Source organism: Nocardioides ungokensis (assembly GCF_013466985.1).
GTDB classification, from domain to species: domain Bacteria; phylum Actinomycetota; class Actinomycetes; order Propionibacteriales; family Nocardioidaceae; genus Nocardioides; species Nocardioides ungokensis.
Window position 1 is genome coordinate 2,608,856 of sequence record NZ_CP059164.1, and the last position, 16,402, is coordinate 2,625,257.

General features: G+C 67.4%; 11 protein-coding genes, 3 rRNA genes and 1 pseudogene. 1 reads left to right on the forward strand and 14 read right to left on the reverse strand.

Going from position 1 to position 16,402, the window contains the following annotated elements:
• Window positions 1–43: 43 nt before the first annotated feature.
• The 5 genes from recN to H0S67_RS12880 all read right to left on the reverse strand — a co-directional run bounded on the left by recN (window position 44) and on the right by H0S67_RS12880 (window position 4,891).
• Entirely contained in the window at window positions 44–1,795 is a 1,752-nt protein-coding gene (gene recN / locus H0S67_RS12860) for a DNA repair protein RecN (protein ID WP_180933384.1), read from the reverse strand.
• The gene (locus H0S67_RS12865) at window positions 1,788–2,675 is read right to left on the reverse strand and encodes an NAD kinase (RefSeq protein WP_246354709.1); all 888 of its coding nucleotides are present in this window, start codon (window positions 2,673–2,675) and stop codon (window positions 1,788–1,790) included. The genes recN and H0S67_RS12865 overlap by 8 nt, the downstream gene beginning before the upstream one ends.
• Before the next feature lie 90 nt (window positions 2,676–2,765).
• Entirely contained in the window at window positions 2,766–3,605 is an 840-nt protein-coding gene (locus H0S67_RS12870) for a TlyA family RNA methyltransferase (protein ID WP_180933386.1), read from the reverse strand.
• A 3-nt stretch (window positions 3,606–3,608) separates the two neighbouring features.
• On the reverse strand, window positions 3,609–3,863 hold the full coding sequence (locus tag H0S67_RS12875; RefSeq protein WP_180933387.1) for a hypothetical protein: 255 nt from the start codon (window positions 3,861–3,863) through the stop codon (window positions 3,609–3,611).
• A gap of 29 nt (window positions 3,864–3,892) precedes the next feature.
• Window positions 3,893–4,891, reverse strand: coding sequence for an HAD-IIA family hydrolase (locus H0S67_RS12880; protein ID WP_180933388.1), 999 nt, complete (start codon window positions 4,889–4,891; stop codon window positions 3,893–3,895).
• 47 nt (window positions 4,892–4,938) lie between these two features.
• Here H0S67_RS12880 and H0S67_RS12885 point away from each other — a divergent pair, with 47 nt between their 5' ends.
• Window positions 4,939–5,979, forward strand: coding sequence for a DUF1015 family protein (locus H0S67_RS12885; protein ID WP_180933389.1), 1,041 nt, complete (start codon window positions 4,939–4,941; stop codon window positions 5,977–5,979).
• Between the two features lie 56 nt (window positions 5,980–6,035).
• On the opposite strand, the gene H0S67_RS12890 is transcribed toward H0S67_RS12885, so the two are convergent.
• The 9 genes and pseudogenes from H0S67_RS12890 to argG form a co-directional block, all read right to left on the reverse strand.
• Window positions 6,036–6,410 (reverse strand): single-stranded DNA-binding protein, encoded by a 375-nt coding sequence (locus tag H0S67_RS12890; protein WP_180933390.1) that lies wholly within the window; start codon window positions 6,408–6,410, stop codon window positions 6,036–6,038.
• 197 nt (window positions 6,411–6,607) lie between these two features.
• Window positions 6,608–6,724, reverse strand: a 5S ribosomal RNA gene (rrf, locus tag H0S67_RS12895).
• Window positions 6,725–6,892: 168 nt separating this feature from the next.
• Window positions 6,893–10,007 (reverse strand): 23S ribosomal RNA (locus H0S67_RS12900).
• 466 nt (window positions 10,008–10,473) lie between these two features.
• Window positions 10,474–11,993 (reverse strand): 16S ribosomal RNA (locus H0S67_RS12905).
• The 16S, 23S and 5S rRNA genes sit together here, the layout of an rRNA operon.
• A gap of 478 nt (window positions 11,994–12,471) precedes the next feature.
• Window positions 12,472–13,071: a DNA-3-methyladenine glycosylase gene (locus H0S67_RS12910; protein ID WP_180933391.1), complete on the reverse strand. Its 600-nt coding sequence runs from the start codon at window positions 13,069–13,071 to the stop codon at window positions 12,472–12,474.
• Window positions 13,055–14,480 (reverse strand): annotated as a pseudogene (gene argH / locus H0S67_RS12915) (argininosuccinate lyase). Before argH ends, H0S67_RS12910 begins: the two are co-directional and overlap by 17 nt.
• A complete protein-coding gene (locus H0S67_RS12920; RefSeq protein ID WP_180933393.1) occupies window positions 14,477–14,656 on the reverse strand; it encodes an NUDIX hydrolase in 180 nt (59 codons plus the stop codon). Before H0S67_RS12920 ends, argH begins: the two are co-directional and overlap by 4 nt.
• Window positions 14,629–14,943, reverse strand: coding sequence for an NUDIX domain-containing protein (locus H0S67_RS12925; RefSeq protein WP_180933394.1), 315 nt, complete (start codon window positions 14,941–14,943; stop codon window positions 14,629–14,631). The genes H0S67_RS12920 and H0S67_RS12925 overlap by 28 nt, the downstream gene beginning before the upstream one ends.
• Window positions 14,943–16,373, reverse strand: coding sequence for an argininosuccinate synthase (gene argG / locus H0S67_RS12930; protein ID WP_180933395.1), 1,431 nt, complete (start codon window positions 16,371–16,373; stop codon window positions 14,943–14,945). Before argG ends, H0S67_RS12925 begins: the two co-directional genes overlap by 1 nt.
• Window positions 16,374–16,402: the final 29 nt, after the last annotated feature.

Below are 16,402 nucleotides of genomic sequence, written 5' to 3' on the forward strand. Positions count from 1 at the left end.
GGCATCCGCGCACCCCGGGCGCGTCGGCGGTGCCGGCCCGGCTTCAGCCCAGGGCACGGGCCGGCTGTGCGACCTCGAGCAGCTCGCGCGCGTGCGCCAGGGCGGTGTCGGAGTCGGTGAGGCCGGCCAGCATCCGGGAGAGCTCGCGCTCCCGCTCCTCGGCGTTGAGCACGGTCAGCCCCGAGCTGGTCACCGAGCCGTCCTGGGACTTGGCCACCACCACGTGCCGGTCGGCGTACGCCGCCACCTGCGGCAGGTGCGTGACCACGAGCACCTGCGCGTCCTGGGCGAGCCGGGCCAGGCGGCGCCCCACCTCGACGGCAGCCGCGCCGCCGACCCCGGCGTCGACCTCGTCGAAGACGAACGTCGGCACCGGGCTGGTGCCCGCGAGTGCGACCTCCAGCGCCAGCATCACCCGCGACAGCTCACCGCCCGAGGCGCCCTTGTTGAGCGGCCTCGGCTCCGAGCCGGTGTTGGCGGCGAGCAGGAACTCGACCTCGTCCACCCCCGAGGAGCCGAAGCGGAGCCACCGCTCCCCCACTCGCAGCGGGCCGGTCTCGCCGTCCACGGGCGCCGGCTGCTCGGTCTGGCGGACCTCGATGCCCAGGCGGGCGTGCGGCATGGCCAGCAGGGTGAGCTCCTCGGTGACCTCCGCGCCGAGGCGGGCCGCGGCCTCACAGCGGGACTCCGACAGCGCCTCGGCGGCCTGGCCCAGGTCATGGCGCAGGGTGGCCTGGGCCTCGCGGAGCTCCTCGATCCGCCCGTCGGTGTTGTCGAGGTCGAGCAGGCGCACCGCCGAGGCCTGCGCCCAGGCGAGCACCTCGTCGATCGTGTCGCCGTACTTGCGGGTCAGGGCGGTCAGCGCGGCCCGCCGCTCGGAGACGACGGCGAGGCGTGCCGGGTCGGTCTCCACCCGTGACGCGTACGACGCGACGTCGGCGGCCAGGTCGGAGAGCAGGTAGGTGATCTCGGAGAGTCGGTCGGCCAGGTCGCCGGCCTCCGGGTCGTGCTCGCGCACGCCGTCCAGGAAGCTGCGCGCCGCGGCCGTGGTCGCCAGGGCGTCGGGCTGGTCCTGGTCGCTCGAGAGGGCCTCGCGGGCCTGCTCGGCGGCCGTGCGCAACGTGTCGGCGAACCCCAGCCGAGACTCCTCCGCCGCCAGCGCGGCGTCCTCCCCCGGCTCGGGCGAGACCGCTTCGACCTCGCCGAGCCCGAAGCGCAGGAGGTCCGCCTCGCGGGCCCGGTCTCGCGCCGTCCGGACCACCTCGTCGAGCTCACGCTCGGTGGCGGCCAGCCGGTCGTGGAGGTCGCGGTAGGTCGCCAGGAGCGCGGCGGTCCGCTCCCCGCCGAACCTGTCGAGGGCCTCGCGCTGGGCGCGGGCCCGCAGCAGCCGGTGCTGGTCGGACTGACCGTGCACCGCCACCAGCGGCTCAGCCACCTCGGCGAGCACGGAGACCGGGACCGAGGCCCCGCCCACGAACGCGCGGGAGCGTCCCTCGGCCGAGACGTTGCGGGCCAGCACGACCAGGTGGTCCTCCACCTCACCGCCGGCCTCCTCGACGGCCGAGGCGAACGCCGCGAGCTCCGCGACGCGGACCACGCCCTCGACCCTGGCCGTGCGCGCACCGGATCGGACGGCGCCGGTGTCCGCGCGACCGCCGAGCAGCAGCCCGAGCGCGGTCACGATCATCGTCTTGCCGGCACCGGTCTCACCGGTGATGACGGTCAGCCCGGGCCCCAGCTCGAGGGTCGAGGACTCGATCACCCCGAGGGAGCCGATCCTGATCTCCTCAAGCATCGTGCCCCTCGGCCAGCCGGCGGCGACGCTCGATCGAGCCGCGCCAGCCCTCGACGGGGAGGCCGAACTTTGCCACGAGCCGGTCGGTGAAGGGGGCCTCGTGCAGCCGGACCAGCCGCACCGGGGTGCGGCCGCGGCGGACCTCGATGCGCGCGCCCGGTGGCAGGTCGACGGCTCGACGGCCGTCGCACCACAGCACGCCCGCGCCCTCCGTGGTGGCGAGCAGCTCCACGGCGAGGACGGAGGTGGGGGCGACGACCATGGGCCGGGCGAAGAGCGCGTGCGCGCTGATCGGCACCATCAGCAGGGCCTCGACCCCCGGCCAGACGACGGGCCCGCCCGCACTGAAGTTGTAGGCCGTGGAGCCGGTCGGCGTCGCGCACACGACACCGTCGCAGCCCCAGCGGGAGAGTGGTCGACCGTCGATCTCGACGACGACCTCGAGCATCCGCTCGCGGGCGGCCTTCTCCACGCTGGCCTCGTTGAGCGCGAAGGTGCTGAAGACGATCTCGCCGTCGCGGTGGACCGTCACGTCGAGCGTGAGCCGCTCCTCGGCGGTGTAGCGCCGCTGCACGATCGCCTCGATGGTGGACTCGACGTCGTCGTGCTCGGCCTCGGCGAGGAAGCCCACGTGGCCCAGGTTGACCCCGAGCACCGGGGTGCCACTGGAGTGCGTGACCTCCGCCGCCCGCAGGATGGTGCCGTCGCCGCCGATGACCAGTGCGAGCTCGCAGCCGACTCCGGCATCGGTCACGTCCTCGATGATCTCCAGCGCGGGGTCGAACTGCTCCGCGGTGACGTCGAGGTCCCGGGCCTCGTCGCCCAGCAGCCGGACCACCAGTCCGTGGCCGGTGAGCGCCTTGCAGAACGCACGAGCCACCTCCCGGGCCTCGTCCCGCCCGGTGTGGGCGAGGAGCAGGACACGGCGGCGCGGGGGGCTCGGCCCCCGTGGCGGGGCTGCTGGTCTCACTCACGGGTCCACCCTCTCACCCGGCACCCCCAGCGAATCGGCACCCCGGACGACCGTGTGGATCTCCTCGGCGTCGATCCGGGCCGGTCCGCGCCTCAACCACAGGAAGAACTCGACGTTGCCCGACGGGCCCGGCAGCGGGCTCGTGGTCACCATCTGGGCGCCCCAGCCCCGGCGCGCCGCCGCGTCCGCGACCGACGTCACGGCCTCGGCGCGCAGGGCCGGGTCGCGAACGACGCCGCCCTTGCCCACCCGCTCCTTGCCGACCTCGAACTGGGGCTTGACCATGAGCGCCAGGTCGCCCTCGGCATCGGTGACGCCGAGCAGCGCGTCGAGAACGAGCTCGAGGGAGATGAACGAGAGGTCGCCCACGACCACGTCCACCGTGCCCCCGATGGCTTCCGGGGTGAGCTCACGGACATTCATCCGGTCGTGCACGTCGACCCGGTCGTCCTGCTGGAGCTTCCACGCGAGCTGGCCGTAGCCGACGTCCACGGCCACGACCTGCGCCGCACCGTGCCGCAGCAGCACGTCGGTGAACCCGCCCGTCGAGGCCCCCGCGTCGAGGCAGCGCCGGCCGGTCACGACCAGGCCGGCCGGCTCGAACGCCGCCAGCGCGCCGGCGAGCTTGTGTCCGCCTCGAGAGACGTAGTCGGGGCGGTCGGGGTCGTCGGCCACCACGATCGCGACGTCGGTGGTGACCCCGGTGGCGGGCTTGGTGGCCACGCCACCGGAGACCTTGACCCGCCCGGCGGCGATCAGGTCGCTGGCGTGCTCACGCGACCGGGCCAGGCCACGGCGGACCAGCTCGGCGTCCAGGCGAAGACGGCGGGGTGGCACGGGTCAGGACTGCTCGGACCGGTCGGCAGGGGGCTGGGGCACGGGGTGCTGCTGCGCGGGCTGGGCGTCCAGGGCGCGCCGCAGCTGCTCGTGCGCGGTCTCGAAGACCCCGACGTGCTCCTCGATGGGGCGCTCCTCGAGCTCCTCGACGGCGGCGATCACGGCGTCGACGCTCTCGACCCCGGTCCTGACCTGCTCGCGGGCGGACGTCTCCGCCTCGGGCTCTGCCGGGCCGGTCGTCTGCGGGGCCTCACTCATGGCCCGAGACTAACCCGCGAGACCGCCGGTCACGGCCGCGGCACACTCACACCGGCCACGTCGACCGGCTCGCCGGCCTCGTCGAGGTGCGCCCACGCGGCGCACGCGACCACCCGCCACCAGTCGGCGGGGTCCCCGTCGCCGCTGACGACCAGCCGTCCGGACTCGACGCCAGCCGTCCAGCCACCCAGCGCCGGGTCCCCGTCCGCGTCGTCGGGCGCTCGGTGGCCCTGCCGGAGGCCCGCGAGGTCGGGGGCGATGTAGGTGGGGCGCTCGTCCTTCCCCGCGGCGACCAGCTCGGCGAGGCCGGTCACCCCGGTCATGACCAGCAGCGAGTCGAGCCCGGCGTGCTGGGCGCCGGCGATGTCGGTGTCGAGCCGGTCCCCCACCATCAGCGGACGCTCGCCGCCGACCCGACGCACCGTCTCGTCGAGCAGGGGCCGTTGCGGCTTGCCGGCGACGACCGGCTCCACCCCGCTGAACCCGCTCACCATCTCCACCAGGATCCCGTGGCCGGGGGCGACGCCGTACGGCGTCGGGAGGGACCGGTCCGTGTTGCTCGCCACCCAGGGGAGGCCGTCGCGGATCCGCACGGCCGCCTCCATGATGTCGCGCCACGGCACGTCCGGCCCGTAGCCGCTCACGACCGCGTTCGCCTCGTCGTGCACGGACACCGGCTGGAGGCGCTCGGCGGTCAGCGCCTGCTCGAGCCCGGGGCCGCCCAGCAGCGCGATCGAGGCCCCGGCTCCGAAGCGGTCGGCCAGCAGGCGGGCCGCGGCCTGGGCCGAGGTCACCACGTCGGCCTCCTCGGCCTCGACCCCCAGCTCGCACAGGTGGTGGGCGACCTCCCCCGGCGGCCGAGCGGCGTTGTTGGTGATGAACGCCAGGCGCATGCCGGCCTCCCTCACCGCCGCCAAGTGTTCGGGAGCGCCTGGGACCGCATCGCCGCCGACGTAGACCACGCCGTCGAGGTCGAGCATGGCCAGGTCGTAGGCGTCGCAGAGCGACGTGTCGGACGAGCCGAGCATGCACACCTCCATGGGTTCCGGACCTCCGCGCACCCTACGATGCTGCGATGGACGACAGCCGAGTGGTCACCCCGCCGTACCTGGCGGGTCCGCTGCGGCTGCTGCCCTTCCGGGGCCTCATGCTCGCCCCAGGCCGGATCGGGGACCCGGCCTCCGCCCGCGCGTTCGCGCGGCCCTACCGCGACGTCGCCCGCCGCCTCCACACCTGGGAGGAGCAGGGCCAGGTGCGTCACGACACCGAGCCGGCGGTCTACCTGCACGAGTACACCTCCGGTGGCATCACGGTCCGAGGCCTCGTCGGGGCGCTCGACATCTCCCGCCGCGCCGACAGCCGCGCCGACCGGGTCGTCTACCCGCACGAGGGGATCCACCCGCTGCAGGTCGCCGAGCTGGCCGACCGGATGCTCGAGATGCAGATGAACCCGGCCCCGATCCTGCTGGTGCACCGAGGTCACTCGGAGGTACGCCGCATCGTGCAGGACGTGCTCACGCTGCCGCCCGATGAGCACTTCACCGACCGTGGCGCCCAGACCCACCGGATCTGGGCGATCAGGGACCCGGAGCGGATCGCGGCGCTGGACCGGGCGTTGGCGACCTCGCGGGCGATGATCGCCGACGGTCATCACCGGTACGCCGCCTACGTCCGGCTCCAGCAGCAGGACACGAGCGGCGCCCACGACCTCGGCCTAGCCATGCTGGTCGACCAGGACGACAGCCCGCTCTTCCTCGGCGCCATCCACCGGGTCCTCGAGGGCACGACGCTCGCCGACCTCGAGCAGGCCGCTGCCTCCAACGGCGTCGGATTCGAGCGCCGCGCGGAGGCCGACGCCGTCGCCGCGCTGGCCCCCGAGGTGCTCGTGGCGACGGACGGGAAGGACTGGGCCACGCTGAACCTGACGGTGCCGCGCAACAGTGCGGCGGTGGAGGTCCTGCACCAGAGCGTCCTCCCCGGCCTCGGGCGCCAACCCGAACGGATCGGCTACCACCACTCGGTCGAGGAGGCACTGACCCGTCTCGCAGTCACGGGCGGGATCGCGGTGCTGCCCCGCGCCCGACTTCGACCTGGTCCTGCGGATCGTCGCCGCTGACCGGCTGCTGCCGGAGAAGGCGACCTCCTTCCAGCCCAAGCCGCACGTGGGCGTGCTCATCCGCTCCCTGCGCGACGGATGACCTTGCCGGCGGACACCTCGACCTCGACTCGCGAAGCCGCGGCTCCGCCGGCCCGGAAGAACCGACGCCGCAGCGATCCGGAGACCTCGACCAGGTCCCCCTCCGCCCAGGTGGCCACCGAACGGCGCACCCGACCTCCCCAGACCGCGCACTCCAGCGCGTCCACCGTCTGACGCGAACCGGTCCGCGTCGGCACCCGCGGGACCACCACGCGGAACGTCCACAGGACGTCGCCGCTCGGCAGGATCCTCTCCTCCGGCGCTTGGGACACACGTCCGACGAGACGGACCTCGTTGACCGAGCCGGTGTCCGACTCGGGTTCTCCTCTGCTCACAGCTGGTGCGGCCATCGCACATCACCTCGGGAGACACGCTGCCCGGCGCCGACGACATCGACGGCCTCGCGGGAAACTGCCTGTTGAGGAATCCGGCGAGGAGGCGCACTGTGCACAACTCGTGGCCCATTGCACCGCGACCCATGACGTCCCACAAGGTCCCGAAATGACGACAGGGCCACCCCCGAAGGGGTGGCCCTGTCTCAATAATTGTCCGGCGGCGTCCTACTCTCCCACAGCCTCTCGGTTGCAGTACCATCGGCGCTGAAAGGCTTAACTTCCGGGTTCGGGATGGGACCGGGTGTTTCCCTTTCGCTATGGCCGCCGTAACTCTGGCGGAAACACACGCACCCAGGCACCACGTGGGGTGTGGGGGTGTTTCCAAGCTCTATGTAGTTGACTCATTGTGTTCCTGACCGTCAACGCGGGGTTGTTGGTTGGGAACTGCGTAGTGGACGCGGGCATCACCAGTCGATGGTGTGTTGTGGTGATGTGTGTGGGACAAGCCCTCGGCCTATTAGTACCGGTCGGCTAGGCATTACTGCTGTACACCTCCGGCCTATCAACCCAGTGTTCTGCTGGGGGCCTTACCCGATTATATCGGTGGGAAACCTCATCTTGAAACGTGCTTCCCGCTTAGATGCATTCAGCGGTTATCACTTCCGAACGTAGCTAACCAGCCGTGCCCCTGGCGGGACAACTGGCACACCAGAGGTTCGTCCATCCCGGTCCTCTCGTACTAGGGACAGCCTTTCTCAAGTTTCCTGCGCGCGCGGCGGATAGGGACCGAACTGTCTCACGACGTTCTAAACCCAGCTCGCGTGCCGCTTTAATGGGCGAACAGCCCAACCCTTGGGACCTACTCCAGCCCCAGGATGCGACGAGCCGACATCGAGGTGCCAAACCATCCCGTCGATATGGACTCTTGGGGAAGATCAGCCTGTTATCCCGGGGTACCTTTTATCCGTTGAGCGACGTCGCTTCCACATGCCGACGCCGGATCACTAGTTCCGACTTTCGTCCCTGCTCGACATGTCTGTCTCACAGTCAAGCTCCCTTGTGCACTTACACTCAACACCTGATTGCCAACCAGGCTGAGGGAACCTTTGAGCGCCTCCGTTACATTTTAGGAGGCAACCGCCCCAGTTAAACTACCCATCAGGCACTGTCCCTGATCCGGATAACGGACCTAGGTTAGACATCTAGTACGACCAGAGTGGTATTTCAACGTTGACTCCACAACCACTGGCGTGGCTGCTTCACAGTCTCCCACCTATCCTACACAAGCCGAACCAAACACCAATACCAAACTATAGTAAAGGTCCCGGGGTCTTTCCGTCCTGCCGCGCGTAACGAGCATCTTTACTCGTAGTGCAATTTCGCCGAGTCCACGGTTGAGACAGCGCCCAAGTCGTTACTCCATTCGTGCAGGTCGGAACTTACCCGACAAGGAATTTCGCTACCTTAGGATGGTTATAGTTACCACCGCCGTTTACTGGGGCTTAAGTTCTGAGCTTCGCCACCGAAGTGGCTGACTCGTCCCCTTAACCTTCCAGCACCGGGCAGGAGTCAGTCCGTATACATCGTCTTACAACTTCGCACGGACCTGTGTTTTTAGTAAACAGTCGCTTGGGCCTGGTCTCTGCGGCCATCACCGCTCCCACCGCTAGGGCGTTCACGGATCCGGCCCCCCTTCTCCCGAAGTTACGGGGGCATTTTGCCGAGTTCCTTAACCATGGTTTGCTCGATCGCCTTGGTATTCTCTACCTGATCACCTGAGTCGGTTTGGGGTACGGGCGGCGCATAGCTCGCTAGAGGTTTTTCTCGACAGCATAGGATCATCCACTTCGCCCCATTGGGCTCCCCATCACATCTCAGGATATGTGCCAGACGGATTTGCCTATCTGACTCCCTACATGCTTAGCCGTACACAACCATCGGTACGGTTGGACTACCTTCCTGCGTCACCCCATCGCTTGACTACTACCAGTTCGGGTCCCACGCTACGCCTCGACGCCTCGCCCCGAAGGGTCCGGTCGAAGAGGTTTCGGATGGTTAGCATCACCAGGTTCGTCATGGGCGCTACTTTGCCGGTACGGGAATATCAACCCGTTGTCCATCGACTACGCCTGTCGGCCTCGCCTTAGGTCCCGACTTACCCAGGGCAGATTAGCTTGACCCTGGAACCCTTGATCATTCGGCGGAAGAGTTTCTCGCTCTTCATTCGCTACTCATGCCTGCATTCTCACTCGTGTCGCGTCCACAACTGGTTCACACCGCTGCTTCACTCGCGACACGACGCTCCCCTACCCATCCACACACCTGAACACCGGTCAAGCCGGCGCTGGGTTATTGCGTGAATGCCATAGCTTCGGCGGATGACTTGAGCCCCGCTACATTGTCGGCGCGGAATCACTTGACCAGTGAGCTATTACGCACTCTTTCAAGGGTGGCTGCTTCCAAGCCAACCTCCTGGTTGTCACTGCGACTCCACATCCTTTTCCACTTAGTCACCGCTTAGGGGCCTTAGCTGATGGTCTGGGCTGTTTCCCTCTCGACTACGGAGCTTATCCCCCGCAGTCTCACTGCTGCGCTCTCACTTACCGGCATTCGGAGTTTGGCTAACGTCAGTAACCTGGTAGGGCCCATCGGCTATCCAGTGCTCTACCTCCGGCAAGAAACACGCAACGCTGCACCTAAATGCATTTCGGGGAGAACCAGCTATCACGAAGTTTGATTGGCCTTTCACCCCTATCCACAGGTCATCCCCTCAGTTTTCAACCTAAGTGGGTTCGGTCCTCCACGTTCTTACCGACGCTTCAACCTGCCCATGGATAGATCACTTCGCTTCGGGTCTTGATCGTGCTACTGAAACGCCCTGTTAGGACTCGCTTTCGCTACGGCTTCCCCACACGGGTTAACCTCGCAACACAACGCAAACTCGCAGGCTCATTCTTCAAAAGGCACGCCGTCACAAGAGCAAGCTCTCGCTCCGACGGATTGTAGGCACATGGTTTCAGGTACTATTTCACTCCCCGCCAGGGGTACTTTTCACCTTTCCCTCACGGTACTTGTCCGCTATCGGTCATCAAGGAGTATTTAGGCTTAACGGGTGGTCCCGCCAGATTCACACGGAATTTCAGGGGTTCCGTGTTACTTGGGATGTCACTCGACAGCTCATCTCTTACACTTACGGGGCTATCACCCTCTACGGCGCCACTTTCCAATGGACTTCAACTTCCAGATGAGTTTCTTACTGTCTACCCGTCCGGCAGAACGGATTGAATGATCCCACAACCCCCCATACGCAACCCCTGCCGGGTATCACACGCATGAGGTTTGGCCTCTTCCGATTTCGCTCGCCACTACTCTCGGAATCACTGTTGTTTTCTCTTCCTGTGGGTACTGAGATGTTTCACTTCCCCACGTTCCCTCCACACACCCTATATATTCAGGTGCGGGTAACTGGACATGACTCCAGCTGGGTTTCCCCATTCGGACACCCCGGATCACAGCTCGGTTGCCAACTCCCCAGGGCTTATCGCAGGCTCCTACGTCCTTCATCGGCTCTTGATGCCAAGGCATCCACCATGTGCCCTTCATAGCTTGTCTCACAAACACAACACGACAACAACTACTACAAAGACACGCACCGACACCCACACACCCGACCAACCCACCCCCCACGAAGGAGGGACGGCCTCGTCAGGCGCGCCTACGGCATCGGTACAAGATGCTCGCGTCCACTATGCAGATCTCAAACAACAAACCCACCAAGAACCACCCACACACCCTCACGGTGCGCCGGCGCCCAAGGAGGCCCGAAGACTCACACCCCCTCCCACCCACCAACCGGCGGATACGAGGGAACCTGATCCTTCAGGACCCAACAGTGTGCCAACCCCGACCCCACCAGCGACCGCACCAGGTTCCACGCCACCCTCGGCCCGAAGACCAGAAGAGGACAGTACTGAGGCACGACCACCACCAAGGGCGGTCCTTCATCGACGATTCCACTAGTGAACACCACCAATGCCAGCCACACGTTCGGTGGCTGCGCGGGGTATGTGCTCCTTAGAAAGGAGGTGATCCAGCCGCACCTTCCGGTACGGCTACCTTGTTACGACTTCGTCCCAATCGCCAGCCCCACCTTCGACGGCTCCCTCCCACAAGGGGTTAGGCCACCGGCTTCGGGTGTTGCCGACTTTCGTGACGTGACGGGCGGTGTGTACAAGGCCCGGGAACGTATTCACCGCAGCGTTGCTGATCTGCGATTACTAGCGACTCCGACTTCATGGGGTCGAGTTGCAGACCCCAATCCGAACTGAGACCGGCTTTTTGGGATTCGCTCCGCCTTACAGCATCGCAGCCCTTTGTACCGGCCATTGTAGCATGCGTGAAGCCCTGGACATAAGGGGCATGATGACTTGACGTCATCCCCACCTTCCTCCGAGTTGACCCCGGCAGTCTCCTATGAGTCCCCGGCATTACCCGCTGGCAACATAGGACGAGGGTTGCGCTCGTTGCGGGACTTAACCCAACATCTCACGACACGAGCTGACGACAGCCATGCACCACCTGTATACCGACTAAAAGGGGCTCTATCTCTAGAGCTTTCCGGCATATGTCAAACCCAGGTAAGGTTCTTCGCGTTGCATCGAATTAATCCGCATGCTCCGCCGCTTGTGCGGGCCCCCGTCAATTCCTTTGAGTTTTAGCCTTGCGGCCGTACTCCCCAGGCGGGGCGCTTAATGCGTTAGCTGCGGCACGGAACCCGTGGAATGGATCCCACACCTAGCGCCCAACGTTTACGGTGTGGACTACCAGGGTATCTAATCCTGTTCGCTCCCCACACTTTCGCTCCTCAGCGTCAGGTAATGCCCAGAGAACCGCCTTCGCCACCGGTGTTCCTCCTGATATCTGCGCATTTCACCGCTACACCAGGAATTCCGTTCTCCCCTGCATACCTCTAGTCTGCCCGTATCGGAAGCAAGCCATGAGTTAAGCCCATGGTTTTCACTCCCGACGCGACAAACCGCCTACGAGCCCTTTACGCCCAATAATTCCGGACAACGCTCGCACCCTACGTATTACCGCGGCTGCTGGCACGTAGTTGGCCGGTGCTTCTTCTGCGGGTACCGTCACTTGCGCTTCGTCCCCGCTGAAAGAGGTTTACAACCCGAAGGCCGTCATCCCTCACGCGGCGTTGCTGGATCAGGCTTCCGCCCATTGTCCAATATTCCCCACTGCTGCCTCCCGTAGGAGTCTGGGCCGTGTCTCAGTCCCAGTGTGGCCGGTCACCCTCTCAGGCCGGCTACCCGTCGAAGCCTTGGTAGGCCATTACCCCACCAACAAGCTGATAGGCCGCGAGCACATCCTCCACCGAAAAAACTTTCCACCAACAACCCATGCAGGCATTGGTCGCATCCGGTATTAATCCCAGTTTCCCAGGGCTATCCCGAAGTGAAGGGCAGATTACTCACGTGTTACTCACCCGTTCGCCGCTCGAGTACCCCCGAAGGGGCCTTTCCGCTCGACTTGCATGTGTTAAGCACGCCGCCAGCGTTCGTCCTGAGCCAGGATCAAACTCTCCGTTGAAAAACAACACCACAACCACACCCAAAGGCACGGCCATGGAAAAAGAGATGCCTGACAAAACAAACAACTAGCTCAACTCTTACGAGTTACGCCAGAATTATTGTCTTACCAAAGAAACCGTATCCCAGACCAAAAGGTCCAGAAGACGGGGCATAACAAACTAATTCGTCGACTATGACACACTGTTGAGTTCTCAAGGATCAGACGCGCTCCGTCCCGACTCTTGCGAGCCAGCGGCGGGGCAACCTGCAGAAACTTACCGGTTCCGATCCTGCCCGTCAACTTGGCGTTGTGCGGGCCAGACCTTCATCTGTTGGAGTCTCTGATCGGCGCGCGCAGAACCCACATCGTTTGGCTTCTCAGCCCGGTGTGGGAGCCGCTCGCGGCGACAAGAAGAACGTTAGCAGCGTCTGGACTCCAAGCCAAAATCGGGTGTCCGTCCGGCTTCGGGGTCCCTCGTCCACGGCTCGATCCACGCTCAGAGACGCTTGGCCGGGCGGTACGCCGACACGGTCGGGTCCCCCGTCACCCAGAAGCGCCAGGGACGGTCCGGTGCCCCGCGCAACCCGACCCGAGGGCCGGTGGAGACGTCGTCCGAGAGCTCCCCCAGTGTCAGTGTCGGCGTGGCTGGTCTCCCCACGGACACCGTCAGGTCGACCCCGTCGTGGGTCAGGTCGATGCCGAGGGCGCGACACAGCCGGGCCGGGCCCCGGGCGAGGTCGCGGTCGGACGAGCCGGGGCGACGCGAGCGGGCCTGGCTGAGCCCCTCCACCACCTCGCCGGCGCGGAGCAGGACCGCGCTCGGCCGCTCCTCTGGACCGCACACCACGTTGCAGCACACGTGCATCCCGTAGGTGAAGTAGCAGTACAGGTGTCCCGGTGCCCCGAACATGGTCGCGTTGCGCCGGGTCCTGCCCCGGTACGCGTGCGAACCGGGGTCGTCCGGCCCGTCGTACGCCTCGACCTCGGTCAGGCGGACGGCGACGTCGCCGTGGCGGAGCACGGACCCGAGCAGGCGCGGGGCGACCTCGAGGACCGGGCCCGCGAGGAGCTCGCGGAGGTCAGCGCAGCCGGTCACGGTGGGTGGCCACGGCGGCGGTCAGCTCGGCCATGCTCGCGCACCCGCTCCGGGGCGGTCCCACCCCGGCCGTTGCGCGACGCCACCGAGCCCTCGGCGGTGAGGACCTCGCGCACCTGAGGCGTCAGGTGCGGCGAGATCTCCGCGAACTGCTGGTCGCTCAGCTCGTGGAGCTCGATCCCGAGCTCCTCGCACCGGCGGACGCAGGCCCCGGCGACCTCGTGAGCCACCCGGAACGGCACGCCCTCGCGCACCAGCCACTCGGCGACGTCGGTGGCCAGCGAGAACCCCTGCGGGGCGAGCTCGGCCATCCGCTCGGTGTTGAAGACCAGCGTCGCGACCATGCCCGTGAACGCCGGCAGCAGGACCTCGAGGGTGTCGACGGAGTCGAACACCGGCTCCTTGTCCTCCTGCAGGTCGCGGTTGTAGGCCAGCGGCAGCGCCTTCAGCGTCGCCATCACGCCGCTGAGGTTGCCGATCAGCCGACCCGCCTTGCCGCGCGCGAGCTCGGCGATGTCCGGGTTCTTCTTCTGCGGCATGATGCTCGATCCGGTGGACCAGGAGTCGTGGAGCGTCACGAAGTCGAACTCCCGGGTCGACCAGAGGATGACCTCCTCGGCGAACCTGCTCACGTCGACGCCGACCATGGCGGTGACGAAGGCGAACTCGGCCACGAAGTCCCGGGCGGCCGTGCCGTCGATGGAGTTGGCGCTGGATCCGCTGAAGCCGAGCTCGGCGGCGACCGCCTCGGGGTCGAGCCCGAGGCTGGACCCGGCCAGCGCCCCCGAGCCGTACGGCGACTCCGCCGCGACGCGGACGTCCCAGTCGCGCAGCCGGTCGACGTCACGCAGCAGCGGCCAGGCGTGGGCCAGCAGGTGGTGGGCCAGCAGCACCGGCTGGGCGTGCTGCAGGTGAGTGCGCCCCGGCATGATGCTGACCCGATCGGCGCCGAGGTGCGCGCGGGCCTGGACGGCGAGCGCCTCCACCAGGTCGAGCACCTCGCCGGCGACGACCGCAGCGTGGTCGCGCAGGAACGCCTTGAACAGGGTGGCCACCTGGTCGTTGCGGCTGCGTCCGGCGCGGAGCCGCCCACCGACCTCGGGGCCGACCTCCTCGAGCAGCAGCCGCTCGAGCGCCCCGTGCACGTCCTCGTCGGTCGGGTCCGGCAGGAGGGTGCCGGCGGCGTACCGCTCCCCCAGGGCGTCGAGGCCCCGGTGCAGCTCTGCCACCTCGGCGTCGCTGAGCAGGCCGGCCGCCCGCAGCACGTTGGCGTGCGCGTGGGAGCCCGCCAGGTCGTACGGGGTCAGCCGCCAGTCGAAGTGGGTCGACCGCGACAGCGCCTCGAGCTCCGGGGAGGGACCGCCTGCGAACCGGCCGCCCCAGAGCTTGCCCTCGTTGGTGGTGCTCACATCTCTCCTCTGACCGCGACGATCGCGGTGGTCATGATCTCGGGCAGGTCGGGCGACGCCGCGGTGCCGTCGGCGGCCAGCGCCTCCGGGCTCCACCACCCTGCGCGCAGGACGTTACCGACCTCCGCGACCTCGAGCCCCTCGAAGCTCACCTCGGCGTCGTGCTCGAGCGCCATGGCGAAGAACGTCCCGTCGCTGACGTAGTCCACGCCGTCCCAGCAGAACGCGTGGGACCCCGGTGGACGGGTGGGGTGAGGTCGCTCGCGGCGGCCCGGATGCCCGTCTCCTCCTGGAGCTCCCGCAGCGCCGCCTCGACCAGGGTCTCCCCCCCGTCGACGGCGCCACCGATCGACACCCAGTGGAGGTCTGTGGGGCGCGCCGGGTCGCGCCCCTGGAGGAGCAGCACCTCGCCGCGGGCGCTGACCGGCAGCACCCGCGCCGTGGTGCGGTGGATCGGGGGCATCAGTCGGTGCCGAACTCCATGGCGGCGTGGTCCAGGGCCTCGTCCTCGGCGTCCTGGGCGCTGGGGTTGGCGGCGATCCGGTCGCCACCGCCGGCGGGGAGCTCCCCGAACAGGGTCCCGTGCTCGACGAGGACCTGGCCCTGGTCGAGCGGCTGGGCGGCGTAGAGCTCCAGCTTGGAGCGCGAGTCGGCGATGTCGAGGTTGCGCATGGTGAGCTGGCCGATCCGGTCGATGGGGCCGAAGGCCGCGTTCTCGGTGCGCTCCATGGACAGCTTGTCAGGGTGGTAGGAGAAGTGCTCGCCGGAGGTGCGCAGGATCGTGTAGTCCTCGCCGCGGCGCAGCCGCAGCGTCACCTCGCCGGTCACCAGGGACGCCACCCACCGCTGGATCGACTCGCGCAGCATCAGCGCCTGCGGGTCCAGCCAGCGACCCTGGTAGAGCAGCACGCCCAGGCGGCGGCCGTCTGCGTGGTAGTTGGCGATCGTGTCCTCGTTGTGGACCGCGTTGAGAAGGCGCTCGTACGCCGCCCAGAGCAGCCCCATCGCCGGCGCCTCGTAGATGCCGCGCGACTTGGCCTCGATGATGCGGTTCTCGATCTGGTCGGACATGCCCAGGCCGTGCCGGCCACCGATCACGTTGGCCTCGTGGACCAGCTCCACCGCGTCGTCGTAGCGCTTCCCGTTGATCGAGACCGGACGACCGGCCTCGAAGCCGACCGTCACGTCCTCGGACTCGATGGTCACCGAGGGGTCCCAGAACTTCACGCCCATGATCGGGTTGACCGTCTCCAGCGAGACGTCGAGGTGCTCGAGGGTCTTGGCCTCGTGGGTGGCGCCCCAGATGTTGGCGTCGGTCGAGTAGGCCTTCTCGGCGCTGTCGCGGTAGGGCAGCTGGTGCTCGTGCAGCCACTGGCTCATCTCGGCGCGGCCGCCCAGCTCGTGCACGAACTCCGCGTCCAGCCACGGCTTGTAGATCAGCAGCGAGGGGTTCGCGAGCAGGCCGTAGCGGTAGAACCGCTCGATGTCGTTGCCCTTGAACGTCGACCCGTCGCCCCAGATGTCGACGCCGTCCTCGTGCATCGCGCGCACCAGCATCGTCCCGGTCACGGCGCGGCCGAGCGGGGTGGTGTTGAAGTACGCGCGGCCGCCGGAGCGGATGTGGAAGGCGCCGCAGGCCAGCGCGGCCAGGCCCTCCTCGACCAGCTGCGGGCGGCAGTCGACCGCGCGGGCGATCTCCGCGCCGTACTCGAGCGCCCGCTGCGGGACGCCGGAGATGTCGGGCTCGTCGTACTGGCCGATGTCGGCGGTGTAGGTGCACGGGATCGCGCCCTTGTCGCGCATCCAGGCGACCGCCACCGAGGTGTCGAGTCCGCCGGAGAAGGCGATGCCGACGCGTTCGCCCTTGGGGAGGGAGGTCAGGACCTTGCTCACGGATGGTTCCTTCGGGGTTCGGGGGTGGG

Coding starts and splice junctions, on each gene's coding strand:
- H0S67_RS12875 (WP_180933387.1), bottom strand. CDS start 3,863: ATGAGTGAGGCCCCGCAGACGACCGGCCCGGCAGAGCCCGAGGCGGAG.
- H0S67_RS12880 (WP_180933388.1), bottom strand. CDS start 4,891: ATGCTCGGCTCGTCCGACACGTCGCTCTGCGACGCCTACGACCTGGCC.
- H0S67_RS12920 (WP_180933393.1), bottom strand. CDS start 14,656: ATGGCGCTCGAGCACGACGCCGAGGTGAGCTTCGAGGGGCTCGAGGTC.
- H0S67_RS12890 (WP_180933390.1), bottom strand. CDS start 6,410: ATGGCCGCACCAGCTGTGAGCAGAGGAGAACCCGAGTCGGACACCGGC.
- H0S67_RS12925 (WP_180933394.1), bottom strand. CDS start 14,943: ATGCCCCCGATCCACCGCACCACGGCGCGGGTGCTGCCGGTCAGCGCC.
- H0S67_RS12885 (WP_180933389.1), top strand. CDS start 4,939: ATGGACGACAGCCGAGTGGTCACCCCGCCGTACCTGGCGGGTCCGCTG.
- recN (WP_180933384.1), bottom strand. CDS start 1,795: ATGCTTGAGGAGATCAGGATCGGCTCCCTCGGGGTGATCGAGTCCTCG.